Raw genomic sequence first — 26,248 nt, forward strand, 5'->3', positions numbered from 1 at the left:
CGGGGTGGGCGGTCGGTCGGGGCAGGTCTGACCGGACCGGGGTGCCACAACGGGGGTCCGCAGCGGTAGCCTCTGCACCCGTGACCCTCGCCTCGATGACGCCCCTGGCGGCGCTGCCCAGCCCGACGACCGCCGTCTGGCAGCTCGGGCCGGTGCCGATCCGGGCGTACGCCCTCTGCATCGTCGCCGGCATCGTGGTCGCCTGCCTGGTGACCGAGCGCCGACTGCGCCAGCGGGGTGTCGCCCCCGGCGCGGTGCTCGACATCGCGGTGTGGGCGGTCCCGACCGGCATCATCGGCGCCCGGATCTACCACGTCATCACCTCACCGGAGAAGTACTTCGGCACCGGTGGCGACCCGTGGAAGGCGTTCGCCATCTGGGAGGGCGGCCTCGGCATCTGGGGCGCGGTCGCCGGAGGCGCGCTCGGCGCCTGGATCGCCGCCCGGCAGCTCGGCATCCCGTTCGCGGTGGTCGCCGACGCCCTGGCCCCGGGCCTGCCGTTGGCCCAGGCGGTCGGCCGGTTCGGCAACTGGTTCAACAACGAGCTGTACGGCGGGCGGACCACCCTGCCGTGGGGCCTGCAGATCCACCGGATGGACCCGGACAATCCCGGCCACGCGCTGCGTGACGACGCCAACCAGCCCATCCTGGAACCGGGCCTCCACCACCCGACCTTCGCCTACGAGGCGCTGTGGAACCTCGGCGTCGCCGGCCTGGTGTTCGCCCTGGACCGCCGGTTCAAGCTGGGCCGTGGCCGGGCCTTCGCGCTCTACGTGATGGGCTACACCGCCGGCCGGTTCTGGATCGAGCTGATGCGCACCGACGAGGCGAACCAGATCCTCGGCGTACGGCTCAACGTCTGGACCGCCGGCCTGGTCTTCCTCGGCGGGTTGATCTACTTCCTGCGGGTCCGTGGCCCCCGCGAGTACCTGATCCCGGTGAACGCCCCCGCCGTGCCGGTCCCGCCGGCCGGCGGCGACGTCTCCCAGGTCGACCTCTCCCGTACCGGCGAGGGGCCGGCGGCGGTCGCCCCGGAGGGCTACCGGGTGGTCAGCGAGGAGCAGTTCACCGCGTACCGGGAGACCGGCGCGGTGCCCGACGCTCCCGGCACCGACGACGCTCCCGGCACCGACGACGCTCCCGGCACCGACGACGCTCCCGGCACCGACGACGCTCCCGGCACCGACGAGGCTCCCGGCACCGACGACGGGCGGGCCGCCGACGACGGGCCGAGCACCGACGACGCTCCTGGCCCTGACGCCGGGCCGAGCACCGGCGACCGGTCATCCGCCGACGACGCTCCGGTGGCCGACGCGGGCGCGGAGCCGGCCGGGACGACCAGCGGCGAGCCCGCCGGCGGCGCGAGCGCCGACGCGGCGGGGCGGGCCGACCGGGCCGGCGCCGCCGGTGCCCGACCCGCCGACCGGGATAGCTGAGCGGGCGCGGCATGCGCAGCGCGGTGGTGGTCGGCGCCGGACTCGGCGGGCTGGCGGTGGCCGGCGCGCTGGCCCGCTCGGGGTGGCAGGTCACCCTGCTGGAGCGGGCCGACCGGGTCCGCCCCGACCCCACCGCCGTGGTGCTCTGGCCCAACGGGGTACGCGCGCTCCAGGCGCTCGGCCTCGGCGCCGGCCTGGACGCCATCGCCACCCCGCTGCCCGACGCCGGGATACGCCGCCCCGACGGTCACTGGCTGGTGCAGCCCCGCCCCACCCCGGCCGACCGGATGCCGGTGGTGGTGCACCGGGAGGACCTGCACGACGCCCTCATCGCCGGCCTCGGCGACCGGGTCGAGCTGCGTACCGGCGCGGCGGTGGACACCGTCCGGTCCACCGCCGGCGAGCGGCCCGGAGTGGGTGTCGGCCGACAGTTCGTCGAGGCGGACCTGGTCGTCGCCGCCGACGGTGCGGAGAGCGTGCTGCGTCGCCAGCTCGCCCCGGAGGCCGCCGTGGTCAGCTCCGGCTGTGCCGCCTGGCGGGCGGTGATCCCCTGGTACCGGGCACCCCGGCTGCCCGCCGACCAGCCGGTCGGCGGTGAGGTGCTGGGCGCCGGCTACCGGTTCGTGGCCGCCTCGCTCGGTGAGCGCGGTTCCTCCGGCGCGTCCCGCCGGGGCGGCATCTACTGGGTGGCGACCGCCGCCGGCGCGCCCCGGCCGGAGCCGCCGGAGACCCAGCTCGCCCTGCTCAAGCGCTGGTACGCCGGCTGGCCCGCGCCGATCGGCGAGCTGCTGGCCGCCACCGAGCCGGACGACCTGGTGCAGCAGGAGGTACGCGAGCTGCGCCCGCTGCCCCGGTCGTACGGCTTCCCGGCCGGGCCGGGCGGGGTGGTGCTGCTCGGTGACGCCGCGCACGCCATGCCGCCGCATCTCGGGCAGGGCGCCTGCCTGGCCTTCGAGGACGCGGCCACCCTGGCGTCGCTGCTGCGCGAGTCCCGGCTGCCCGACGCCGTCCAGGCGTACGACCGGCTGCGGCGCCCCCGCGCGGCCACCGTGGTCCGGCAGACCCGCCGGATGTCGGCGGTGTTGCAGACCCGGGGCCGGCTGGCCCTGCGGGCCCGCGACGCCGCCCTCGGCACGATCAGCCCCCGCCTGCTCTCCGGCGCGGCTGCGACAGCCGCCCAATGGCGCCCCCCACCCACCACCTAACCCCACCCCCCCCCGCACGCCCACCCCGACCCTGCCCATCTCCCGGCCTGGCTGGCTCCCGGCCTGGCTGGCTCCCGGTCTGGCCGGTCCCCGGCCTGGCCGGTCCCCGGCCTGGCCGGTCCCCGGCCTGGCCGGTCCCGGTCCGTTGCGCCCGCCCCGGCCGGCTGCGCCCCTCTGGTGGTGATCAAGAAGTTTGTGTCAGCCGCCCTGCGGCCCCATGACGTAAACCTCTTGATCGACACAGGCGGGGCGGATCGACACGGCCGGGGGCGACACGGGCGGCCGGGGGTCAGATGAGGGCGGTGGGTTCGGCGATGCAGGCGGTGCCGATGCGGCGGAAACCGACCCGTAGGTAGACCCGGGCGATCTCCTCGCTGCCGGCCGACAGGAACACCAGGTCGGTGCCGGCGTCGAGCAGGGCGCGGGCGAGGGTGGCGGTGACCGCCGCGGCGAGCCCCCGGCGGCGGGCGGCCGGCAGGGTGGCCACCCCGGCGATCTCGGCGACGTCGCCGACCCGCATCGCCATCCCGCTGGCCAGCACGCCCTCGGCGGGCGTCTCGGCCACCGCCGACAGCCGCCGTCCGTCGGCGATCCGGGCCCGCTCCTCGTCCAGCGCGGCCACGTCCAGCTCGGTCAGCGCGGCGTCCCGCTGCGCCGGGCCGGCCTCGCTGCGCGCGGTGCCGGCGGCGGAGAACCCGACCGCGGCGACCGCTCGCCGGGCGGCCACGTCGAGCGCGAAGCCGGGCGCGTCCGGGGCCAGCATCCGCAGCCGTACGTCGGTGAGCGTCGCCGGGTCGGGCAGCGTGGACGGGTCGAGCACCAGCAGTGGCGCCTCCAGCACGCTCAGCCCGGCCGCGCGGGCCGTGGCGAGTAGCTCCGGGGTGGTCTCGTGCACCCACTCGAAGGTTTCCGGCTGGCCCAGTTCGCGCTGCCGCTCCCGTACCACGTTGACGTCGGCGAGTGACGGGGGCTCGGTGGCGTCGAGCCGGGGTCGGGCGTAGAACGGCCAACCGTCGCCGTCCCGGACGAAGAGCACCAGAGCGCCGTGTTCCTCGGGCCGGGCGGCATCGCGGGGCACCGCGTCGTAGAAGCGTTCCAACCGGGCGAACAGGTGGCGGTGTGCGGAATCCACCGCGCGAGACTACACGTCCCAGAGTCTGGAAGGTGTGATCAATCTGCACTGGCCTTGCCAGGGTCGCCCTAACGTAGACTCAATAGACCGCCAAAGGGCCGACGTCGTCCCGACCATGATCGAACCTGAGTGACGACAGGAGACCCGGTGGCCTTTCCGTACCCGCACAGCCCGCAACCGGCGCCGTCCGCGACCGGTCTCTACGACCCGGCGCACGAGCACGACGCGTGTGGGGTGGCCTTCGTCGCCGACCTGCACGGGCGGCGCTCCCACGCGGTGGTGGCGAACGGTCTCGGTGCGCTCTGCCGGCTGGACCATCGCGGTGCCCGGGGCGCCGAACACAACACCGGGGACGGCGCGGGCATCCTGATCCAGGTGCCGGACGCGTTCCTGCGCGCGGTGGTGGACTTCCCCCTGCCGCCGGCCGGCCAGTACGCCACCGGCCTGGTCTTCCTCCCCGACGAGGACGCCGCCGAGTCCCGGGCCCGCCAGGTGGTGGAGAAGTACGCCCTGGTCGAGGGGGCCGAGGTGCTCGGCTGGCGGGACGTCCCGACCGACCCCGGCGGGCTGGGCGAGACGGCGCTGGCCGCGATGCCCCGGATCCGGCAGCTCTTCCTGGCCGCGCGCCGGCTCACCGACACCCCGGCCGGACCGGCCGGCTCCCCGCTGGTCGGCCTCGACCTCGACCGGGTGGCGTTCTGCGTCCGCAAGCAGGCCGAGCGGGAGACCGCCGAGCGGGGCGTCCCGGCGTACTTCCCGTCGCTGTCGGCGCGGACCATGACCTGGAAGGGCATGCTCACCCCCGACCAGCTCCCGGCCTACTTCCCGGAGTTGACCGACGAGCGGGTCGACAGCGCGATCGCGCTGGTGCACTCCCGGTTCTCCACCAACACCTTCCCGTCCTGGCCGCTGGCCCATCCGTACCGGTTCATCGCGCACAACGGCGAGATCAACACGATTCGCGGCAACCGGAACTGGATGCAGGCCCGCGAGGCGCTGCTGCGCAGCCCCGACCTGCCCGGCAACATCCGGCGGATCTTCCCGGTCTGCACCCCGGGCGCCTCCGACTCGGCCAACTTCGACGAGGTCCTCGAACTGCTGCACCTGGCCGGGCGGAGCCTGCCGCACGCGGTGCTGATGATGATTCCGGAGGCGTGGGAGAACGACCCGGGCATGCGCCCGGACAAGCGCGCGTTCTACCGGTTCCACGCCAGCCTGATGGAGCCGTGGGACGGCCCGGCCTCGGTCGCCTTCACCGACGGCGAGATCGTCGGCGCGGTGCTGGACCGCAACGGCCTGCGGCCCGGCCGCTGGTGGCGTACCGCCGACGGCCTGGTGGTGCTGGGCAGCGAGGCGGGCGTGCTCGACCTCGACCCGGCCACGGTGGTGGCCAAGGGTCGCCTCCAGCCCGGCCGGATGTTCCTGGTCGACACGGTCAACGGCCGGATCGTCTCGGACGACGAGATCAAGACCGAGCTGGCCGCCGCCCGGCCGTACGACGAGTGGCTGCACGCCGGCCTGATCGCGCTGGACGAGCTGCCGCCCCGCGAGCACGTGGTCTACACCCACGACTCGGTGCGCCGCCGGCAGCAGACCTTCGGCTACACCGAGGAGGAGCTGAAGATCCTGCTCGCCCCGATGGCCCGCAGCGGCGCGGAGCCGCTCGGCTCGATGGGCACCGACACCCCGATCTCGCCGCTGTCGACCCGGCCCCGGCTGCTCTACGACTACTTCCACCAGCTCTTCGCCCAGGTCACCAATCCGCCGTTGGACGCCATCCGGGAGGAACTGGTGACCAGCCTGGCGTCGACCATCGGGCCGGAGGGCAACCTGCTGGACCCGGGGCCGGCGAGCTGCCGGCAGATCGTCCTGCCCTACCCGGTGATCGACAACGACGAGCTGGCGAAGCTGCTCTGCGTCGACGAGGACGGCGACCTGCCCGGCTTCAAGGCGGTCCGGGTCTCCGGGCTCTACCGGGTCCGCGACGGCGGGGCCGGCATCAAGGCCCGGCTCACCGAGATCTGCCGGCACGTGTCCGAGGCGATCGAGGACGGCGTCCGGATCCTGGTCCTGTCCGACCGGGACTCCAACGCCGACCTCGCCCCGATCCCGTCGCTGCTGCTCACCGCCGCCGTGCACCAGCACCTGGTGCGGGAGCAGACCCGGACCCAGGTGGCCCTGATCGTCGAGTCCGGCGACTGCCGGGAGGTGCACCACGCGGCGGTGCTCATCGGCTACGGCGCGGCGGCGGTCAACCCCTACCTGGCCTTCGAGTCGGTGGAGGACATGATCTCCACCGGGACGCTGGTCGGGGTGGACCCGGGGAAGGCGGTCCGCAACTACGTCAAGGCGCTCGGCAAGGGCGTCCTGAAGATCATGTCCAAGATGGGCATCTCGACGGTCTCGTCGTACTGCGGGGCGCAGGTCTTCGAGGCGGTCGGGCTGCACACCCGCCTGGTCGAGCGCTACTTCCGGGGCACCCCGAGCACCATCAGCGGCATCGGGCTGAACGAGATCCACGCCGAGGTGGCCGCCCGGCACTCGCTGGCCTGGCCGGCCCCGGGCGTCCCCGCGTCCGACCGGTTGGAGGTCGGCGGCGAGTACCAGTGGCGGCGCGAGGGCGAGCTGCACCTGTTCAACCCGGAGACGGTCTTCCTGCTCCAGCACGCCACCCGCAGCCGCCAGTACGACGTGTTCCGCCAGTACACCGCCAAGGTCGACGAGCTGGCCGCGCGGGCCGGCTCGCTGCGCGGGCTGTTCACCCTGCGTACCGGGGTGCGCCCGGCGGTGCCGATCGAGGAGGTCGAGCCGGCCACCGAGATCGTCAAGCGGTTCGCCACCGGCGCCATGTCGTACGGGTCGATCTCGGCGGAGGCGCACGAGACCCTGGCGATCGCGATGAACCGGCTCGGTGGCAAGTCCAACACCGGCGAGGGCGGCGAGGACGTCGACCGGCTGCACGACCCGGCCCGCCGCTCGGCGGTCAAGCAGATCGCCAGCGGCCGGTTCGGGGTGACCAGCGAGTACCTGGTCAACGCCGACGACCTCCAGATCAAGATGGCCCAGGGCGCGAAGCCCGGCGAGGGCGGGCAGCTCCCCGGCAACAAGGTCTGGCCGTGGATCGCCCGGACCCGGCACGCCACCCCGGGCGTCGGCCTGATCTCCCCGCCGCCGCACCACGACATCTACTCCATCGAGGATCTCGCCCAGCTCGTCCACGACCTCAAGTGCGTGAACCCGGCCGCCCGGGTGCACGTCAAGCTGGTCAGCGAGGTTGGGGTGGGCACCGTCGCGGCCGGCGTGGCCAAGCTCAAGGCCGACGTGATCCTGATCTCCGGCCACGACGGCGGCACCGGCGCGTCCCCGCTCAACTCGCTCAAGCACGCCGGCACCCCGTGGGAGCTGGGCCTGGCCGAGGCGCAGCAGACCCTGCTGCTCAACAAGCTCCGTGACCGGGTCACCGTGCAGGTCGACGGGCAGCTCAAGACCGGCCGGGACGTGCTGGTCGCGGCGCTGCTCGGCGCGGAGGAGTTCGGTTTCGCCACCGCCCCGCTGATCGTCGAGGGCTGCGTGATGATGCGGGTCTGCCACCTGGACACCTGTCCGGTCGGCATCGCCACCCAGAACCCGGTGCTGCGCGAGCGGTTCACCGGCCGGCCGGAGTTCGTGGAGAACTTCTTCCTCTTCCTCGCCGAGGAGGTCCGGGGCTACCTGGCCGAGCTGGGTTTCCGCAGCATCGCCGAGGCGGTCGGGCAGACCGAGCTGCTCGACATCGCCCCGGCGGTCGACCACTGGAAGGCGCACGGGCTGGACCTGAGCCGCGTCCTGCACACCCCGGAGCTGCCCGAGGGCGCCGCCCGCCGTGGCGTACGGGCCCAGGACCACGGCCTGGAGCTGGCCCTGGACAACGAGCTGATCGCGCTGGCCCAGCCGGCGCTGCGCGACGGCAGCCCGGTCCGGGTCGAGGTGGCGGTCCGCAACGAGCACCGCAGCGTCGGCGCGATGCTCGGCGGCGAGGTGACCCGCCGCCTCGGCGGCGCCGGCCTGCCCGACGACACGATCGAGTTCGTGCTGCGCGGCACCGCCGGGCAGTCCTTCGGCGCGTTCCTGCCGCGCGGGGTGACCCTGCGCCTGCACGGCGACGCCAACGACTACGTCGGCAAGGGGCTCTCCGGCGGGCGGATCGTCGTCCGCCCGGACGCCGCCGCGCCGTTTCTCACCGCCGAGGCCGCCGCCGGGCAGCGCGCCGAGGATCAGATCATCGCCGGCAACACCATCCTGTACGGGGCCACCGGCGGCGAGCTGTTCCTGCGCGGCCGGGTGGGGGAGCGCTTCGCGGTGCGCAACTCCGGCGCGGTGGCCGTCGTCGAGGGCGTCGGCGACCACGGCTGCGAGTACATGACCGGCGGCACGGTGGTGGTGCTCGGTGAGACCGGACGCAACTTCGCCGCCGGCATGTCCGGCGGGACGGCGTACGTGCACCGGCTGGACACCGACCGGGTCAACGCGGAGCTGGTCGACCTGACCCCGCTGCGGGACGCCGAGCGCGACCTGCTGCACGAGTTGGTGCGACGGCACGTCGCGGAGACCGGCTCGGCGGTCGGCGCGGCACTGCTCACCCGCTGGCCGGACGCGGCGCGGGAGTTCACCGTGGTGGTCCCGAGGGACTACCGCCGGGTGATGGAGATCATGAAGGCCGCCGAAGCCGCCGGCCGCGACGTCGACGACGCGGTCATGTCTGCGCTGACCGCGTCGGTGCCGCCCGCCCCGCGGGTGGCGGCCCAGGAGGTGGCTCGTGCCTGACCCGAACGGTTTCCTGCGCTACAACCGGCGGCTGCCGGCCCGCCGCCCGGTGCCGGTGCGGATCACCGACTGGCGTGAGGTCTACCCGCCCGCGGGCGAGGAGCTGATCCGCGAGCAGGCCACCCGCTGCATGGACTGCGGCATCCCGTTCTGCCACGACGGCTGCCCGCTGGGCAACCGCATCCCGGATTGGAACGACCTGGTCCGCACCGGCGGTTGGGACGCCGCGGTGGAGTCGCTGCACGCCACCAACAACTTCCCCGAGTTCACCGGCCGGCTCTGCCCGGCGCCGTGCGAGACGGCCTGCGTGCTCGGTCTGGGCGGCCAGCAGCCGGTCACCATCAAGCAGGTCGAGGTGGAGATCGCCGACGCGGCGGTGGCCCGGGGCGGGCTGCGCCCCCGGCCGGTGCCGGCGCCGACCGGCCGCTCCGTCGCGGTGGTCGGCTCCGGGCCCGCCGGGCTCGCCGCCGCCCAGCAGCTCGCCCGCGCCGGCCACGCGGTGACCGTGTACGAGCGGGACGACGCGATCGGTGGCCTGCTCCGGTACGGCATTCCCGACTTCAAGCTGGAGAAGCAGCACATCGACAGGCGGCTGGCCCAGCTCACCGCCGAGGGCGTCCGGTTCCGTACCGGGGTGCACGTCGGGGTGGACGTCACCGCCGGGCAGTTGCGCGCCGAGCACGACGCGGTGCTGCTGGCCTGCGGCGCGTTGCAGGGCCGGGACACCCCGGAGACGCCGGGCCGGGCGCTGCGTGGCGTACACCAGGCGATGACCCACCTGGTCGCCGCCAACCGGGTGGTGGCGGCGGCCGGTGACGGCCGGCCCGCGCTGGCCGTCCTGCCGGACGGCACCCCGATCGACGCGGCCGGCAAGCACGTGGTGATCATCGGTGGTGGCGACACCGCCGCCGACTGCCTGGGCGTGGCCCACCGGCAGGGGGCGGCCGGCGTGCACCAGCTCGACCTCTACCCGGAGCCGCCGCAGGACCGGGACGCCGCCCGTGACCCGTGGCCGACCTGGCCGTGGGTGCTGCGTAACTACCCGGCGCACGAGGAGGGCGGCGAGCGGGTCTTCGCGGTCGCGGTGCAGGAGTTCGTGGACGACGGCACCGGCCAGGTGAAGGGCGTCCGGATCGCCGAGGTGACGGTGGAGAAGCGGGACGGCCGGCGGGTCGTCACCGTGCTGCCCGGCTCGGAGCGGGAGTTGCCGGCCGACCTGGTGCTGCTGGCCATCGGCTTCGAGGGCACCGAGGAGCAGCCGCTGCTGACCCAGCTCGGGGTGGCCCGCAACGCCCGTGGCGCGGTCGACGCCCGCCCGGACTGGCAGACCGACGCCGACGGCGTCTTCGTCGCCGGTGACATGCACCGGGGGGCCTCGCTGATCGTCTGGGCGATCGCCGAGGGCCGGGCCGCCGCCGCCGCGATCCACGCCCACCTGGGCGGTGTCGGCGCCCTGCCCACCCCGGTCGACCCGGCCCGCCAACCCCTCGCCGCCCGCTGACCCCACCCCCGACGGTTCGATCGTGAGGTTGGCGGTATCCACCCCGGCAGTTCGGGCCGCCAACCTCAGCTCACCGCAGCCGGGTCGGGTGGGGGAAGGTGAGCGAGGGCACGGTCTTCGGGGTCCGGTTCGACGGTTCCGGGACCGGCCGCGCGGACGATCGTCGCTAGGCTCCGGGCATGGACACCGAGGAACGCCTGCGGCGGGTCCGCCGCTGGCTGTGGGTGGTGCTGTTGGGTCTGTTCCTGAGCGGAGCGACCGCGTTTCCGCTGGAGATCGAGGTGCGCTGGCTGTCGCGGGTGGCCGACCCGTTCGCCGGCCAGTTCCCCGCCCTGGTCGGCTGGATCGAGACGGTCCACACCGGACTCGTCGAGACCGGTGACCGCTATCCGTTCATGCGCTACGGCACCGACTGGCTGGCCTTCGCCCACCTGGTGCTCGCGGTGGCGTTCTGGGGGCCGCTGCGCGACCCGGTACGCAACGTCTGGGTGGTCCAGCTCGGCCTGATCGCCTGCGCCGGGATCGTGCCGCTGGCGCTGATCTGCGGCCCGCTCCGCGACATCCCGTGGTTCTGGACGCTGGTCGACCTGTCGTTCGCGGTCGGCGCCTTTCCGCCGCTCTGGTTCGCCTACCGGCACATCCGGGCCATCGAGGCGGCCACCGGCCCGGCGACGCCGTCGGTCCCGGTGCCGGCGTCCTGAGCGTACGGCCGGGTCGGTACGCCGGCCGTGGCCGCCGGTCGGGGCGCGTTGCCGCCGGCCGGTGCGGGCGCCCACCCCAAAAGTGGGGCGGGCACCCGCACCGGGTGCCCGGTCAGTGCGTCATCAGCTCGTGCGCCTCGCGGATCCTGGTCCACGACTTCGGCTGCGCCGGCACGGTCGCGGTGCGGGCGGCGCTGGCCGGCGTGGGGCGGCCGGCGGTGAACAGCCAGGTGGTGAGGACCGGGTCCAGGTCGAGCCCGGAGATCCGCTCGGCGAGGGCCTGGAACTGCGCGATGGTGCCGTTGCCGTACCGGTGCTCGGCGGTCCAGGCCGGCAGGATCCGGAAGAACGCGTCGTCGCCGACGGCCAGCCGGATCTGGTGCAGCGCCATCGCACCCCGGTCGTAGACGGCCCCGTCGAAGACCGCGCCGGCACCCGGGTCGCCCGGCAACACCTGCCAGAACTCGTCGTCGGCCGGGTAGTCGGCGTAGGTGAAGTCGAACAGTTCCTGCGCGGTGCCCTCGCCCTGCGCCTCCGACCAGAGCCACTCGGCGTACGAGGCGAAGCCCTCGTTGAGCCAGATGTTGCTCCAGTCGGCCACCGAGACCGAGTCGCCGAACCACTGGTGGGCGTTCTCGTGCACCACCACGTAGGTGTTGCTGCCGCGCCGCCAGAAGCCGGGCCCGTACACCGGGCGGGTCTGCGTCTCCAGGGCGAAGCCGATGCCGTCGACCGGCCCGGCCACGCCGCCCTGCGCCTCGAACGGGTACGGCCCGAAGATCCCGCTCTCCCAGTCGACGATCTCGGCGGTCCGCTCGATGCTGGCCCGTGCGGCGGGCCCCCGCTCGCCCAGCGTGGTGCTGTAGGCGTTCACCACCGGCTGCCCGTTCGGCGCGGTGTCGGTGACGATGTCGTACTGGCCGATGGCCAGGAACGCCTGGTAGGTGGCGCCCGGCTTGGTGCTGCGCCAGCTCCACCGGGTCCGGTTGCCGGCCTCGGCCAGCGGGGCCCGGGGCTGGACGCCGTTGCTGACCACCTCGACGCCGGTGGGCACCGACACCGAGATGTCCCAGGTGGCCTTGTCCAGCGGGTGGTCGTTGGCCGGGAACCACCACCAGGACGACTCGGGCTCGTTGACGGCGAGCGCGCCGTCGTCGGTGCGGGTCCAGCCGGTGTAGCCGTCGACCAGGGTCTCCGACGGCACGCCGGAGTACGTCACCACGACGGTCATCGCCTGGCCGTTGGTGATCCCGCGCGGCGCGGTCACCACCAGCTCGTGGGTGCCCTCCCGGGCGAACCGGGCGGTCCAGCCGTTGACCCGTACCGACTCGACGTCGAGCAGGAAGTCGAGGTTGAACCGGGAGAGGTCCTGGGTGGCAGTCGCCAGGATGGTGGTGGTGCCGGTGAGCCGGTCGCTGGCCGGCTCGTAGCGCAGCCGCACGTCGTAGTGGTCGACGTCGTAGCCGCCGTTGCCGTAGTCGGGGAAGTAGGGGTCGCCCAGACCGGGGCTGCCGGGTCTCGGCGCGGCCGAGGCCGGGACCGTCCGGCTCTTGCCCGGTCGGGCGTCGGCCCGGCCGGGGGCGCCGGTCACCAGGGTGCCGGCGGTGGTGACGGTCAGGACGGCGATGGCCGCCGTGAAAACGCGTCGCACGGGGTGGACTCCCTCCATTGGGGTGTTCGCTCCGTCAACCTAATCGACGGTGGTGAGCGCGTCCGCCCCGCCCGGCATCGCTCGCCGCGCTGCGGGTGACGCGGGTGCCGGACGTCGCCGCCGAGCCGGTCGAGGTGTTCCACTGCGGAGTGGCCGACAACGTGCCGGACCCCGGGTGCCGCCCGGCCTGACCGGTGGCGGCCCGTGCGCCGGAACCCCACGGGCGTTAGGGTTCCCTGGACCGTTCGAACGTCGGTGGGGAGCAGTGGGTGGGCAGGCTCGCGTCGGCGTACGGGCAGGCGGTCGCCGTGCACCGGCAGGCCCGCCAGCGGTGGGCGGCGGCCCGGACGTTGCTCGACCGGCTGGCCGGCCAGCCCGTACCGGAACGCACCGCCGACCTGGTGGCCCGCCTCGCCCGGCTCGCCGACGGGCTGGCCGCCCCACCCCCCGGCGGCACCGACCGGGCCGACGCCTCCTCCGCCGGCACCGGCCACACCGGAGCATCCCCGGGTGGCAGCGCGCCCACCGGCGCGCCGGCACCGGTGCGGATCGGCGAGGCGTCCACGGCGGACGGTCGCTTCCCGCTGCTGCTGCCGCTCGGCGCGGGCCGGCACCTGGCGGTCGACGCCGACGCCCGGGACCCCCGGGTGGCGGTGCTGCTGCGGGTGCTGGTGCTGCGGCTGCTCACCACCGCCGCGCCGGGCACGGTGCGGGTGGTCGGCATCGACCCGGCCGCGCTGGGCGCCACCTTCCTGCCGCTGCGCCCGCTGCGCGACGCCGGGGTGCTCGGTGCCACCGCCACCACCGAGGCGGAGATCGGCGCGCTGCTGGACGCCGCCGAGGCGCACGCCCGGACCGTCCAGCAGGCCGGCCCCGGTGAGCACGAGCTGCTGCTGGTGGTGGCCGCCTCCGCGCCTGCGCCGCGTGAGCTGGCCCGGCTCGGCGCGCTCACCCACGTCGGGCCGGGGGCCGGGGTCTGCGTGCTGCTCGCCGGCCACCGCGCGTCGCCGTCCGGGCAGGCCCCGCCGCCGCTGGGCGGCACCACCGAGGTACGCCTCGACGAACGCTACGCCCGCGTCGGCGACCCGCCGGGCCAGCCGTTCAGCGCCACCGGCACCGGGCTGCCGGTGCCGGTGCTGCTCGACGGCGACCCGCCCGCCTCGGCCGTTCGGGCGCTCGCCGGGCGGCTCGGCGCGGCCGTCCGCCGGGACGCCGCCCTGCACGTGGCCGACCTGCTGCCCGAGCGGCGCTGGACGGAGTCCGCCCGCGCCGGCCTGCGGACCGTGGTCGGCCGCGCCGGCCGTACCCCGGTGACCCTGGCCTTCGACGACGCCACCCCGCACTGGCTGGTGGGTGGACGCACCGGCGCCGGCAAGACGGTCTTCCTGCTCGACGTGCTGTACGGGCTGGCCGCCCGCTACTCCCCGACCGAACTCCAGCTCTGGCTGCTCGACTTCAAGGAGGGCGTCAGCTTCACCGAGTTCGTGCCCACCGAGCGGGACCCGTCCTTCCTGCCGCACGCCCGGGCCGTCGGCGTCGAGTCCGACCGCGAGTACGGCCTGGCCGTGCTGCGGGAGCTGCGCCGGGAGCTGGGCCGGCGGGCCGGGCTGTTCAAGCGGCACGGGGTGACCAAGCTCGCCGACCTGCCGGACACCGAGGCGGTGCCCCGCACGGTAGCCGTGATCGACGAGTTCCACGTGCTCTTCGCCGGCAACGACCGGCTGGCCCGGGAGGCCGTCGACCTGCTGGAGGAGCTGGCCCGCAAGGGCCGCTCGTACGGCGTACACCTGGTGCTGGCCAGCCAGAGCACCACCGGCGTGGAGGCCCTGTACGGCCGGGCCGAGTCGCTGTTCGGGCAGTTCGCGCTCCGGGTGGCGCTGCCCGGCGGGGAGGCCGTGCTCGGCCCGCGCGGCCTGGTCACCGGCGCGACGGAGATCGGTTCGGCGGTGGTCAACACCGCCGCCGGTGCGCCGGGCGCGGACACCCTGCTGCGCTTCCCCGACGCGCACGCCGACGCCCGGCAGATCGGCCGGCTGCGCTACGAGATGTGGGACGGGCGGCCCGCCGACGCCGGCCCGCCCGCCGTCTTCCGTGGGTACGCCACCGCGCACCTGGAGGACGAGCCGGCGGTCCTGGCACCGACCGGCGCCGGCGCGGGCGGTGCCTCGTCACGGCCCGCGGCCCGCCGCCCGGCGGTGCTGGTCGGCCGGGTGGTCGACGTGGCCGGCACGACCGCCCGGTGCGAACTCGACGGCACACCGGGCCGGCACCTGGCCGTGGTGGGCACCTCGGCGACCGGTGCGCACGTGCTGCGGGCCGGCGCGCTGAGCCTGGCCGGTCAGCATGTCCCCGGTGCGGCCGAGTTCGTGCTGGCCTCGCTGGTGGCCGCCGCCGACGACCTGGCCGACGACACGGCGGCCGGGCTGAAGGCCGCCGGGCACCCGGTCACCCAGGTCGACGCGGCCGGGCTGCGGCGGCGGCTCGGCGAGCTGGTCGCCGGCCCGGGGGAGCGCGGCCGGACGTACCTGGTGGTCTTCGGGGTGGACGCGGCCGGCGCGGCCCTCGCCGCCAGCGACCCCGGCACGTACCGTTCGGGCCACGACGACCTGCGCGCGCTGCTGCGCCAGGGCCCCGGCCACGGGGTGCACCTGCTCGGCTGGTGGCGCGGGCTGCGCCGACTCGCCGACGACCTCGGCGGCAGCCAGAACCGCGACGACGTGGCCTGCCTGGTGGCGCTGAACGTGCCCGCCGGTGACCTGGGGCTGCACCTCGGGGTGACCGACCTGGCCTGGACCCCGCGCCCGGACCGGGCCCTGCTGGTCGACCGGCACGCCCAGCGCACCGCGCTGATCGTGCCCTTCGTCCGCCCCGGGTACCGGCCCGAGGAGGAGGAGCGCTGAGTGTCCGGCTACGACGAGTACGCGGCGGCCGTCCGCCAGCTCTCCGCCCGGATCCGGGACGGGGAGCGGGGTGCCGCCGCCGAGGCGGAGCGCCGCCGCGCTTTGCACGCCGGGGTCACCCAGCTCGGCCAGCGGCTGGCCGCCCAGGAGCAGCGCCTCGACCAGCTCGGCGCGGCGATCGGCCTGCCGGCGGTAGCTGCCCCGGCCGTCGCCGGTCCCGCCACCGTCCCCGGCTCCGGTCCGGGTGCTGGTTCGGTGCTCGGCTCCGGCGCGGTCGCCGACGCCGGGGTGGACGTCGACCCGGCGGTCGCGCTGGAGGAGGCCCGCCGGCTGGTGGACGAGGCGGACCGGCTCGGCCAGCAGGCGGAGGCCCTGGCCCAACGGCCCGAGCTGCTGCCCACCTGGTCACCGACCGCCCGGGCGGTCGCCGTCTACGTCACCTGCGCCGCCGCCGGGGCACTGGTCATGCTGGTGCTGGTGGTCGCCAACGGCGTTGGGCTGGTCAGCGGCGTGACCCTCGGCGCGCTGACCTGCGCCGGCCTGCCGGTGCTCTCCTTCGTCGCCGGCTGGCTGGTGCTGGGACGGTGGGGACGGCCCGCCCTGGCCACCACCGACCCACCCCGGTACGTCCCGCTCGGCTTCGTCATCTGCGCCCTGCTGGTGCCGTTGGCGTACTGCGCCAGCCTGCTGCTGATCCGCTTCCTGCGCTGATCCGCGCCGCCGGCCCGCCACGGATAGCCGATCTTGGAGCGGAACGGCCCTCTCCGGGGGCCACTTCGCTGTGGTTCCGGTGGGTGGGTGGGGGTGACGGGGGCCGCGTGCCGCGATCACGGTGACCGGTCGCGTGGTCGCTTTGGGTGCGCGGATCTCGTACGCTCCCTTGTGGTCGACGCCGGTGCGGTGGCGTGACCGACCCACGCAGGGCGACCAGGGGGAGGGCGGATGAGCGCAGCGCAGATGATCGCGCGGCTGACGGCGGCGGCACAGAAGCTCGACGAGGCGAAGGCGAAGACAGCCGCCGCAACGCAGGACGCCGCCGAGGCGCGGGAACTCGTCGCCGGTGCGCTGGAGGGCGTGGCCGCCGGCCCGCTGATCGGCATCATCGATGCCTACCGGCAGGCGTTGACGCATGCCGTCCAGGGTGGCGAGCCCGCCAAGCAGCATGTCCAGGAGACGATCGCCAAGGTCCAGGCCCTGGGAAACTGAGTACGGGGGCAGGTGGCGCGACCCGCCAGCCAGCCATGCCCCTCCGGTCCGCCGCGCCCGTCATCGCCCCTACCGGTTGCTCGGCGACGACAGGAGCTTCGAGAGGAAAGGTCCCGACGTGAAGATTGACGACCGGGTGGAGCCCCTGGTCAGGTCCGTCCCGGATGCCGCCGTCCACCGTGATCCTTCGCGACTGGAAACAGCTCGGCGAGCGGTTGCGATCGAGGCGGCCCGGTGACCGCCGGATCAGCCGCCGGCTCCGGCGGTGGCGAGCTGGACGGATTCCGCATCGGCCACCTTCCGCAGCAGGTCGGCCCGGAGGTGTCGGACTTCGCCACCGAGTGGGAGGACGTCCGGTTCTCCACCCGGGTGTGGGAGCGCCCGGTCGACGACGGTTACCGGGTGGATCTGCGGGTGCACGTCCTGCGCGGCGAACGCCTGGCCACGCTCGCCGAGCTGCGCGACTTCCTGGCCGAGTACCACGAGCGCGATCCCGCCGAATGGTCGTTGACGGAGTTCGCCCACGGCGAGGGCGCCGGTCTCGTCGGTGACGGTGAGGCGTTCTGGCTGGTCGCACCCGGGCTCGGGGTCGACCTGCTGGCCGACCCCGAGCGGTACGACGGGGACGCCGTGCGCGGCATCGCGAACTCGATCGTCACCGTCCACTAGCGGCAGCGCGTGCCACCGGACCGGCCGGCCCGTAGCGTGCGGCCGGACCGGTGCTGCTGGTGGACCGGCGGGGCGGGGCCTGCGTCGTCGCCGAACGAGGCGGACAACTGCCGTGGACCGGCCGGGGACCAGGTCATCGCCGCTTGTCAGGTCGTTCGTCGTCGAGCGCCAACCGGGCCACCTCGTCCGCGCAGCCCCATGACAGCGTCACCCCCGCACCCCCGTGCCCGTACGCGTGCACCAGCCGCCCTCCCGGCCTGCCCTCCACCGCCACCCTCGGCCCGCCGTGCCGGGCCGGCCGCAGCCCGACCCGTGCACCGAGTACGGGTGCGTCGGCCAGCTCCGGCACCAGCGCCACGCACCGGTGGAGGATCGCCGCCGAGGTGGCCGGGTCGGGGCGGGTGTCCCACTCGCCCGGTTGGAAGGTGCCGCCCAGCACCACGTCGTGCCGGCGCGGGTGCACGTAGGTGATTCCGGCCGGGTTCTCCTCGTCGCGTACCGAGGTGGTCAGGCCCGGGTTCGCCACCAGCACCAGATGTCCGCGTACCGGGTGCACGGCCGGGTCGTCGGCGAGCCGGCCGGCGGCCAGTCCGGTGGCGTTGACCACCGTCGGGGCGAAGGTGAAACCGTCGCCGAGCCGGCCCAGCCGGCCGTGCCGCAACCGCCCGCCGGCCTGCGTGAACCGGTCCCGCAGCCAGTCCAGGTAGGGCGGCATCTCCACGGTCGGCGCGGTGAACCGCAGCTCGGTGGCGTACGGCCCGGTGCCCGGCCGGGCGACCAGGTCGCCGGTCGCCGCCGCCCACCACGGCGGGCCGGCCCACGGCCGGCGCAGCAGCATCCGGGTCGGCCGGGCCACCACCCCGGGCACCCCCACCTCGGCCTGTCGGCCCAGCTCCGCGTGGGTCGCGGTGGCCCAGCGCAGCACCCGGGGGTCCTCGTCGGTGTGGGTGGGATACCAGACGGCGGCGGCCACCGCCGAGACCGTGTCGCCGGGCTCGTCGGCGGCGAGCACGGTCACCCGCGCGCCCCGCTCCCGCAGCCGTACCGCCGCCGTCAACCCGATGATCCCGCCGCCGACCACCAGCACGTCCGTGTCCATCGTCGACCTCCCGTCGATGCCGCCCGGCGTGGGTGGCCGCACCTGGATCGTCGCCCCGGCCGGACCCGACGGGCCAAGACGGAATCGGCGGGCGGCGATAAGCGACGCTTATGCTTGCCGGATGGCGGCGACCCCGACCGGAGACCCGGACCGGCCGCACACCGGCCCGGACCGGCCGCACACGGACCGGCCAGACACCGGTCGAGACGGGCGGGACCTGCCCCGGGACGGGTGGGACCTGCGTCGGTGGCGGTACTTCGTGGTGCTGGCCGAGGAGCTGCACTTCACCCGCGCCGCCGTCCGGTTGCGGATCGCCCAGCCGGCGCTCAGCCAGCAGATCCGGGCCCTCGAACGGCAGCTCGGCGTGTCCCTGCTGCACCGGGACAGCCACGGCTGCGCGCTGACCGAGGTGGGGGAGCAGGTCGCCGGGGAGGCCCGCCGACTGCTCGCCGAGGTGGACGCGGCCACCGCCCGGATCCGGGACCTGGTCGGCGGGCGCGGTGGCCGGCTCCGGCTGGCGTACACCCGCTCGGCCCGGGGTGGCCGGGTGGACGCGCTCGTCGCCCGCTTCCGGGCGGCGCACCCCGAGGTGGAGGTGGTGCCCGAGACCGGCTGGACGGCGCCGAACGTGGCCGGTCTGCTCGCCGGCCGGCTCGACGCCGCCTTCGTCCGCCCGCCGGTGCCGGAACCGGGCCTGACCTGCCGGACCGTCGACAGCGAGGAGCTGCTGCTGGCGGTGCCGGTGGGCCATCCGCTCGCGGTCGGCCGGGGCCGCGTGCGCCGGGCCGAGGTGGTCGGCCTGCCCGCGGTGATGTGGCCGCGGCAGAACGGCCCCGGCATGTTCGACCGGACCATCGCCCAGGTCTGGCCCGACGGCGGCTTCCACCTGGTCCGGCAGGAGCCCGACGACGAACAGTTGCTACGCGCGGTGGCCGGCGGCGACGTGGTCGCGGCCGTGCCCGCCGGCCGGGCCCGGGCGTTGAAGGTGCCCGGGGTACGACTGCGTCGCTTCACCGCGCCGCAGCCCACCGTCGACGTCGCCCTCGCCTGGCGGCGGGGCACCACCAACCCCGCGGTACGCCGCCTCGCCGCACTCCTCGCCGCCGGTCGACCCGAACCGCTCTGACGACGCGGCCCGCCGGGGCTCGCGGACCGGCCAGCCACCACACCGGCCCGAGCTGACGCGACTGACCGGCAGGTGCACCGGGACCGGCATCCGGCCGCCCGGCGCCGTGCCGGACGACACCCCGCGTCCGCCGCCGGCCGGGGAGAAACGACGGGCGATGTCAGCGGACGGATATCCGACGTTCTCTCGGGTCGCCTACACCCTCGCCGGGCAGAAGCTGACGGCCGAGCTGTCGTTGCGCCGTGACGACGCGGCGGTGCTGGGGCTGTTCCATCGGTCCGGTAGGCCGGTTTGTGCGTCCGGTGCGACAAGAGGTTACCGGCGCGTAACTTTTCATTGACGACTGTGAAACTAGCCACGCATCATCGTTCCACGATCGATCGGATCCCCCACCCGCCGTCCCCGGGCTCCCGGGTACCTCCCGCCGGAGGTGCAGCCATGCTGCTCCGAACGATCCTCGCCGCCACCACCCTCACCGCCGCCCTGCTCGTCCCGGCCACCGCCGCCGGGGCCGCCCCCGCCCCCGGCGCCGACCGGGCCCCCACCACCGCCGCCTCCACCGCCGCCGCAACCACCGGCGCGGACCCGGCGGCCAGCCGGGTCGCCGCCAACGCCAACCCGGTCATCGTGGTCGGCGGCCTGATCGGCGTCTCCATCGCGTACGAGCCGATCGCCGCCCGGCTGCGCGCCGACGGCTTCCGGGTGTACGTCTACCAGCTACCCGGCCTCGGCTTCGGCGACATCACCGACTCCGCCCGCGCCTTCGCCACCTACGTCGACCAGGTCCGCGCCGCCACCGGGGCGGCCCGGGTCGACCTGGTCGGCCACTCCGAGGGCGGCCTGGTCTCCCGCTGGTACGTGAAGTTCCTCGGCGGGACCGACAAGGTCGCCCGCTACATCAGCCTGGGCAGCCCCCAGCAGGGCACCTACGTGGCCAACATCCTGAAGGTCGTCGGCCTGGGAAGCTGCGCCGGCATCGTCGCCTGCCAGCAGATGTCCATCGGTTCGGACTTCCTCGCCGGCCTCAACGCCGGCGACGGCACCCCCGGCGCGGTGCGCTGGACCACCGTCCGTACCAACCAGGACGAACTCGTCCGGCCGGTCGACAACGCGACCCTCGCCGACGGCGCCACCAACGTCCTGGTCCAGGCGTGGTGCCCGCTACGGGTGGTCGGCCACCTGGGCCTCGTCCTCGACGGCAGCACGTACACGGTGGTCCGGCAGGCCCTCACCGACGCCGCGATCCGCCCCAACTGCCTCGCCCTGTGAGACGCCGGCGGGCGGGTGGGAGTCATGCTCCCGCCCGCCCGGTACCGGCTCAGCCGGCCTTCGCCAGGGCCTCGTACTCGTCGTCGGTGAGCTGCACCTGCGCGGCGGCCACGTTCTCCTCCAGGTGCCGCACCGAGGACGTGCCCGGGATCGGGAGCATGACCGGCGAGCGGCGCAGCAGCCAGGCCAGCGCGAGCTGCGCGGGCGTCGCGCCGTGCCCGGCGGAGATGGCGTCCAGCGGGCCGCCCGGCCTGGCGAGGTCGCCGGTGGCGATCGGGAACCACGGGATGAACGCCAGATCGTGGCGCGCACAGTGGTCGACGACGCTCTCGGCGCTGCGGTCGGCCAGGTTGTAGAGGTTCTGCACGGACGCGATCGGGGTGATCCGCCGGGCCGCCTCGATCTGCTCGACGGTGACCTCCGACAGGCCGATGTGCCGGATCTTGCCCTCCTGCCTGAGCAGGGCCAGTTCGCCGAGCTGATCCTCCAGCGGCACCTTCGCGTCGATCCGGTGAAGCTGGTACAGCCCGATGGACTCCAGGCCCAGGTGACGCAGGCTCAGCTCGCACTGCTGGCGCAGGTACTCCGGCCGGCCGACCGGACGCCAGTCGCCCGGCCCGGAGCGGGTCAGGCCGGCCTTGGTCGCGATGACCAGGTCGTCGGCGTACGGGTGCAGCGCCTTCCTGATCAGCAGCTCCGAGACGAACGGCCCGTACGAGTCGGCGGTGTCGATGAAGGTCACCCCCAGCTCGTACGCCCGGCGCAACACCCGGACCGCCTCGGCCGGGTCCTTCGGATCACCCCACACCCCCGGCCCGGTGATCTGCATGGCCCCGTAGCCGAGCCGGTCGACCCGCAGGTCGCCCCCGATCCGGTAGGTGCCCGATGCCTTCGCGGGCTGCGTGCTGGTCGCCATGAGCCGGTCTCCGATCCTGTGCCTCGCCGTCAGCGGCAAATCTAGTGCGCTGACCACCGACGTCCACCGGAAAACGTCGCGGGTGCCCCCGGTGGATCCGGCGTGCAGTCATCGACCGGCGGCGGGGCGGCTCAGCCGGCGTGCCGGATCACCACCAGCGCCTGGTCGTCGTCCGAGCCGGAGAGCTTGGCCATGATGGTGTCGGCGATCGTCTCCACCGGCTGGTCCCGCACCGGCACGATCACCTCGTGCAGCGCCGCGACCCCGGCGTCGTACGGCTGGTCGCGCCGCTCCACCAACCCGTCGGTGTACGCCACCAGCAGGTCACCCGGGCGGAACGGCACGGTGGCCACCGGCACCGGGTCGCGGACCAGCCCCAGCGGCAGCGAGTGCCCGGTGGGCACCATCTCCGGCGGCCGGCCCGGCCGTACCAGCACCGGGTGCGGATGTCCGACCCGGGCCACCTGCGCCGTACCGGCCGCCGGGTCGACCACCATCGCCAGGCAGGTGCCGAGGAAGCCGACCCCGAGCAGCCCGGTCAACCGGGGGAACACCTCGGCCAGCGGCACCCCGGAACGGATCAGGGTGTTCACCACCGTCCGCAACTGGGCCATGTCGGCGGCCGCCTCGACCTGGTGGCCGACCACGTCGCCCACCACCACGGCCAGCCGGTCGCCGGCCAGGTCCACCAGGTCGTACCAGTCGCCGCCGAGGTGCAGGCCGCTCATCGCCGGCTGGTACCGGGTGGCGAGTTCCAGACCGGGTGGTCCGTTCGTCGCCGAGGTCCGCAGCCGACCCGCCAACCGGGTCACCAGATTGTGCTCGGCGGCGGCCAGCCGGACCCGTTCCAGAGTCTGTTCACAGAGGTCCGCGATGGTGTCCAGCAACGCCAGGTCACCGTCGTGCAGCCGGCGTTCCCGGCGCCAGCCGAAGCCGAGCGCGGCGATCGGCCGGCGTTGGGCGTCCAGCAGCGGCAGCGCCACCGTGGTCACCATGCCGTGCGCGCCCGCCGGGTCCGGCAGGCCGGGATGGCGGGCGGCGAACTCGGCCCGGTTCCGCAGGATGATCCGCTCGCCGGTGCGCAGTGCGCTCGCGATCGGTCGCGGGTCGTCGACGGTCAGCTCGTCGAAGGTGGCGGCCAGCCCGGCCGGCACCTCGCCGTGCCAGAGCCGTACCCGCCGGCCCTCGCCGCGCATCGCCAGGCCGGGCAGGGCCGCGCCGAGGGCCACCGGGGCCGCGTCCAGGATCACCTCGATCGCCTCGGCGGTGGAGCGGGTGACGCTGAGCCGGGCGGCGAACTCCGCCATGGCCCGCGCCGAGGCGGTCAGCTCGGCCCGCCGCAACGCCTGGCTGCACAGTCCGGCCACCGCGTCGAGCAGGATGCGCCGGGCCTCCTCGTCGGCGACCGGCCCGTCCCACCGCACCTCCAGCGCGCCGAGCACCCCGCCGTCGCCGTCGCGCAGCGGCAGGCAGACCCCGTCCGGCAGCGGCACGGTCGTCTCCCCGCGTACCACCCGGGCCAGTGGGTCGTCGCCGGCCACCGTCAGCCGGCGCGGCCCGGCCCCGCCGGCGACCGTCAGGTCCAGGCCGCCGGGGGTCGCGACCGCGACCCGCACCCCGGCGGCCCCCACCACCGCCGGGGTGGCCGAGGTGATCACTCCGACCATCTCGGTGCGGCCCCGGGCGTCGCTGAGCGACCCGGCGAGCCGGGCCAGCCCCTCGGCCTGCCGCAGCGCCCGCCGCCGGTCACCGGGCTCGTCGCCGCCCGGCGGCGGCGGGCGGTCACCGACCGGCTCCTCGGTGACCGTGGTGAACACCCCGCCCGGCCGTCCCGTCCCGTCGACGACCGGGCCGGACGAGTAGACCAGGCGCCGCCCGGTGCCGTCGGGCGCGACCGGCCCCGGTCGCTCGCGGCGGCAGGTGACCCGGGCGGCGGTCAGCACCTCGGCCAGCTCCGGCGCGGCGGCCGGCCAGACCGCCGCCCCGGGCCGGCCCAGCACGTCCGGCTGGTCCGGCCCGAGCAGCGCCAGGTACGCGTCGTTGTGCAGCAGCACCAGTTCCGGGCCCCACCAGACCAGCGCGGGGGAGGGCGAGTGCAGGCAGATGGTGAGGGCGGTACGCAGGCTCTGCGGCCAGCAGCCGATCGGCCCGAGCGGGGTGCCCGCCCAGTCGTGCCCGGCGATCCGCCGGCCCATCTCGCCGGCGGTGCCGAGCAGTTTCCGCCAGCGCGAGTCCGCCGGCGGCCGGGCGGCGGCGGGGCTCGTCATGGCGGGACCTCCGCTCCGGGCGCTCGAGCGTCTCCCCATCATTCGGACCGTACCAGCGGGGGAGGCCGGGGAGTGCTGTCGATCATCGCGGGTGTCGCCGCCGGCGGACGGGAGGCGTCCACCCGGTCGGCGACCGGGGTGCCCGGCGGGCCAGTTGACCGGACCGGCGGCGGCGGGCGGTCCGCCCGTGCGACGCTGGCCGGGTCGGGGGGAGACCGGGGCGCTGCGGCGCCGGCCGCGAGGGGGACGCCATGACGGGTACGCCGCGGGTGGACTTCGCGCTCGACACCTACGAGTGCATCGTCCTCTATCCCGGCCCGGCCGGGCGGGCCCTGCCGAAGGAGACCGTGCAGCGGCTCCAGGCCGAGCACTTCGCGCACATGCAGGCGTTGCAACGCCGGGGTCTGGTGCTGGTGGCCGGCTCGATCGACGGCCCGGCCCGGGAGCCCGCCCCGCCGATCGGCATCGGCCTGGCCCGCACCGGCTCGGTCGACGACGTGCGCAGCGTGATGGAGGCCGACCCGGCGGTGCAGGCCGGCCTCTACATGGTCGACGTGCTGACCTTCCTCTGCCCGGCCGGCTCGCTGGACTTCCCGCTGGTCAAGACGGAGAGCTGAGCCGCCGGACGACGAGCCGCCCGGCGGCCCGCCCGCCCCGTCGTACCCACCCCGCCGGCGACACCGGTCCGGGGCGGGCGGGCGCGGGGCGCGGACGTGGGAGCGCCCCCGGACACCGGATGCGGGCGGGCGGTACGATTCCCGGCGCGCGGTCGCCGATGCCCGCCACCTCCCGACGTACCCGGCGTGGCCCGCGTCCCGCCGGCCACGCGCCCGGACGCGCGTCGTTGGACAACTGTTCCGCAGTCCGCAAGGGGTCGGCCCGCAGGTCGACCCGGAGGAGAGACTAGCCTGATGGGCGTGACACGCCGCGCGAAGATCGTCTGTACCCTTGGCCCCGCCACCTCGTCCCCGGAGCGGATCCGGGGTCTCGTCGAGGCGGGCATGAACGTGGCCAGGCTGAACTTCAGCCACGGCAGTCACGCCGACCACGAGTCGGTGTACCGGCTGGTCCGCGAGGCCGCCGACGCCGCCGGCCGGCCGGTCGCCGTCCTGGCCGACCTGCAGGGCCCCAAGATCCGGCTCGGCAGGTTCGCCGACGGCCCGCACGAGTGGCGCACCGGTGACTCGGTGGTGATCACCGGGGACGAGATCCTGGGCACCAAGGACCGGGTCTCCTGCACCTACCGCAAGCTGCCGCAGGAGGTGAAGCCGGGCGACCGGCTGCTGATCGACGACGGCCGGGTCGCCGTCGAGGTCAGCGACGTCACCGGCAACGACATCCGCTGCCTGGTCACCGAGGGTGGCCCGGTCTCCAACAACAAGGGCGTCTCGCTGCCGAACGTGGCGGTCAGCGTCCCGGCGATGTCGGAGAAGGACGCCGACGACCTGCGCTTCGCCCTCGGCCTGGGCGTCGACCTGATCGCGCTCTCCTTCGTCCGGTCGGCGGAGGACATCAAGCTCGTCCACGGGATCATGGACGAGGAGGGCGTACGCCGTCCGGTGCTGGCCAAGGTCGAGAAGCCCGAGGCGGTCGACCACCTGGAGGCGATCGTGCTCGCCTTCGACGGCGTCATGGTCGCCCGGGGTGACCTCGGCGTGGAGCTGCCGCTGGACCAGGTGCCGCTGGTGCAGAAGCGGGCCGTGCAGCTCTGCCGGGAGAACGCCAAGCCGGTCATCGTGGCCACCCAGATGCTCGATTCCATGATCGAGAATTCCCGCCCGACCCGCGCCGAGGCCTCCGACGTGGCCAACGCGGTGCTCGACGGCGCGGACGCGGTGATGCTCTCCGGCGAGACCAGCGTCGGCAAGTACCCGGTGCTCACCGTCAGCACCATGGCGAAGATCATCACCACCACCGAGGCCGGTTCCATCGGGGTGCCCCGGCTCCAGCACGACCCGCGTACCCACGGCGGCGCGCTCACCGTGGCCGCGTCCTCGATCGCCCGGGCCATCGGCGCGAAGGCCCTGGTCGCCTTCTCGCAGACCGGTGACACCGTCAAGCGGCTGAGCCGGCTGCACTGCGACCTGCCGCTGCTGGCCTTCACCCCGGTCCCCGAGGTGCGCAGCCAGCTCGCGCTCTGCTGGGGGGTGGAGACCTTCCTGATGCCGTTCGTGCAGCACACCGACGACATGTTCCGCCAGGTCGACCAGGCCCTGCTCGGCCTCAACCAGGCCACCCCCGGCGACTACGTGGTGATCGTGGCGGGCAGCCCGCCCGGCACCCCCGGCTCCACCAACACGCTGCGCGTACACCAGCTCGGCTCGCTGGTCGACGCGGCCTCCGCGCGGGCCCTGCAGTGACCGAGCG

The 26,248-nt window shown here is 75.0% G+C and carries 18 protein-coding genes; 13 read left to right on the forward strand and 5 right to left on the reverse strand.

Annotated elements, in window-relative coordinates:
* Nucleotides 1-80: 80 nt before the first annotated feature.
* Both lgt and ACIQG9_RS09955 read left to right on the forward strand, forming a co-directional pair.
* A complete protein-coding gene (lgt, locus tag ACIQG9_RS09950; RefSeq protein ID WP_400399838.1) occupies nucleotides 81-1,436 on the forward strand; it encodes a prolipoprotein diacylglyceryl transferase in 1,356 nt (451 codons plus the stop codon).
* An 11-nt stretch (nucleotides 1,437-1,447) separates the two neighbouring features.
* Complete coding sequence (locus ACIQG9_RS09955; RefSeq protein ID WP_400399840.1) at nucleotides 1,448-2,641, forward strand: FAD-dependent oxidoreductase; 1,194 nt, start codon at nucleotides 1,448-1,450, stop codon at nucleotides 2,639-2,641.
* Between the two features lie 289 nt (nucleotides 2,642-2,930).
* On the opposite strand, the gene ACIQG9_RS09960 is transcribed toward ACIQG9_RS09955, so the two are convergent.
* Entirely contained in the window at nucleotides 2,931-3,773 is an 843-nt protein-coding gene (locus ACIQG9_RS09960; protein ID WP_400399842.1) for a GNAT family N-acetyltransferase, read from the reverse strand.
* A 147-nt stretch (nucleotides 3,774-3,920) separates the two neighbouring features.
* Here ACIQG9_RS09960 and gltB point away from each other — a divergent pair, with 147 nt between their 5' ends.
* The 3 genes from gltB to ACIQG9_RS09975 all read left to right on the forward strand — a co-directional run bounded on the left by gltB (nucleotide 3,921) and on the right by ACIQG9_RS09975 (nucleotide 10,778).
* Nucleotides 3,921-8,576, forward strand: coding sequence for a glutamate synthase large subunit (gltB, locus tag ACIQG9_RS09965; RefSeq protein ID WP_400399844.1), 4,656 nt, complete (start codon nucleotides 3,921-3,923; stop codon nucleotides 8,574-8,576).
* Nucleotides 8,569-10,077, forward strand: coding sequence for a glutamate synthase subunit beta (locus tag ACIQG9_RS09970; RefSeq protein ID WP_400399846.1), 1,509 nt, complete (start codon nucleotides 8,569-8,571; stop codon nucleotides 10,075-10,077). The genes gltB and ACIQG9_RS09970 overlap by 8 nt, the downstream gene beginning before the upstream one ends.
* A gap of 179 nt (nucleotides 10,078-10,256) precedes the next feature.
* The gene (locus ACIQG9_RS09975; protein WP_400399848.1) at nucleotides 10,257-10,778 is read left to right on the forward strand and encodes a hypothetical protein; all 522 of its coding nucleotides are present in this window, start codon (nucleotides 10,257-10,259) and stop codon (nucleotides 10,776-10,778) included.
* Nucleotides 10,779-10,890: 112 nt separating this feature from the next.
* On the opposite strand, the gene ACIQG9_RS09980 is transcribed toward ACIQG9_RS09975, so the two are convergent.
* On the reverse strand, nucleotides 10,891-12,429 hold the full coding sequence (locus ACIQG9_RS09980; RefSeq protein ID WP_400399850.1) for a M1 family metallopeptidase: 1,539 nt from the start codon (nucleotides 12,427-12,429) through the stop codon (nucleotides 10,891-10,893).
* Nucleotides 12,430-12,698: 269 nt separating this feature from the next.
* Between ACIQG9_RS09980 and ACIQG9_RS09985 the strand changes: the two genes are divergently transcribed.
* The 4 genes from ACIQG9_RS09985 (at nucleotide 12,699) to ACIQG9_RS10000 (ending at nucleotide 17,204) form a co-directional block, all read left to right on the forward strand.
* Entirely contained in the window at nucleotides 12,699-15,329 is a 2,631-nt protein-coding gene (locus tag ACIQG9_RS09985) for an FtsK/SpoIIIE domain-containing protein (protein ID WP_400399852.1), read from the forward strand.
* Nucleotides 15,330-16,040: a hypothetical protein gene (locus tag ACIQG9_RS09990; protein WP_400399854.1), complete on the forward strand. Its 711-nt coding sequence runs from the start codon at nucleotides 15,330-15,332 to the stop codon at nucleotides 16,038-16,040.
* Between the two features lie 231 nt (nucleotides 16,041-16,271).
* Nucleotides 16,272-16,535 (forward strand): DUF6244 family protein, encoded by a 264-nt coding sequence (locus ACIQG9_RS09995; RefSeq protein ID WP_400399856.1) that lies wholly within the window; start codon nucleotides 16,272-16,274, stop codon nucleotides 16,533-16,535.
* Between the two features lie 234 nt (nucleotides 16,536-16,769).
* The gene (locus ACIQG9_RS10000; RefSeq protein WP_400399858.1) at nucleotides 16,770-17,204 is read left to right on the forward strand and encodes a hypothetical protein; all 435 of its coding nucleotides are present in this window, start codon (nucleotides 16,770-16,772) and stop codon (nucleotides 17,202-17,204) included.
* Nucleotides 17,205-17,337: 133 nt separating this feature from the next.
* Here ACIQG9_RS10000 and ACIQG9_RS10005 read toward each other — a convergent pair whose 3' ends face one another.
* The gene (locus ACIQG9_RS10005) at nucleotides 17,338-18,303 is read right to left on the reverse strand and encodes an FAD-dependent oxidoreductase (RefSeq protein ID WP_400399860.1); all 966 of its coding nucleotides are present in this window, start codon (nucleotides 18,301-18,303) and stop codon (nucleotides 17,338-17,340) included.
* Nucleotides 18,304-18,424: 121 nt separating this feature from the next.
* Here ACIQG9_RS10005 and ACIQG9_RS10010 point away from each other — a divergent pair, with 121 nt between their 5' ends.
* Together ACIQG9_RS10010 and ACIQG9_RS10015 are read left to right on the forward strand one after the other, a co-directional pair.
* Nucleotides 18,425-19,429 carry a LysR family transcriptional regulator gene (locus tag ACIQG9_RS10010; protein WP_400399862.1) on the forward strand — a complete coding sequence of 335 codons (1,005 nt, stop codon included), beginning with the start codon at nucleotides 18,425-18,427 and terminating at the stop codon, nucleotides 19,427-19,429.
* A 438-nt stretch (nucleotides 19,430-19,867) separates the two neighbouring features.
* On the forward strand, nucleotides 19,868-20,698 hold the full coding sequence (locus ACIQG9_RS10015; protein ID WP_400399864.1) for a lipase family alpha/beta hydrolase: 831 nt from the start codon (nucleotides 19,868-19,870) through the stop codon (nucleotides 20,696-20,698).
* Between the two features lie 49 nt (nucleotides 20,699-20,747).
* Here the strand turns inward: ACIQG9_RS10015 and ACIQG9_RS10020 are convergent, their stop codons facing one another.
* Together ACIQG9_RS10020 and ACIQG9_RS10025 are read right to left on the reverse strand one after the other, a co-directional pair.
* Nucleotides 20,748-21,614 (reverse strand): aldo/keto reductase, encoded by an 867-nt coding sequence (locus ACIQG9_RS10020; RefSeq protein WP_400399866.1) that lies wholly within the window; start codon nucleotides 21,612-21,614, stop codon nucleotides 20,748-20,750.
* A gap of 131 nt (nucleotides 21,615-21,745) precedes the next feature.
* Complete coding sequence (locus ACIQG9_RS10025; protein WP_400399868.1) at nucleotides 21,746-23,881, reverse strand: SpoIIE family protein phosphatase; 2,136 nt, start codon at nucleotides 23,879-23,881, stop codon at nucleotides 21,746-21,748.
* A gap of 251 nt (nucleotides 23,882-24,132) precedes the next feature.
* On the opposite strand from ACIQG9_RS10025, the gene ACIQG9_RS10030 reads away from it, so the two are divergent.
* Nucleotides 24,133-24,498: a YciI family protein gene (locus ACIQG9_RS10030; protein WP_400399870.1), complete on the forward strand. Its 366-nt coding sequence runs from the start codon at nucleotides 24,133-24,135 to the stop codon at nucleotides 24,496-24,498.
* 294 nt (nucleotides 24,499-24,792) lie between these two features.
* Nucleotides 24,793-26,241 (forward strand): pyruvate kinase, encoded by a 1,449-nt coding sequence (gene pyk / locus ACIQG9_RS10035; RefSeq protein WP_400399872.1) that lies wholly within the window; start codon nucleotides 24,793-24,795, stop codon nucleotides 26,239-26,241.
* The last annotated feature ends 7 nt before the right edge of the window (nucleotides 26,242-26,248 follow it).

The sequence above is a fragment of the Micromonospora sp. NPDC092111 genome, from assembly GCF_044755745.1.
In the GTDB taxonomy this organism is placed as follows: Bacteria; Actinomycetota; Actinomycetes; order Mycobacteriales; family Micromonosporaceae; genus Micromonospora.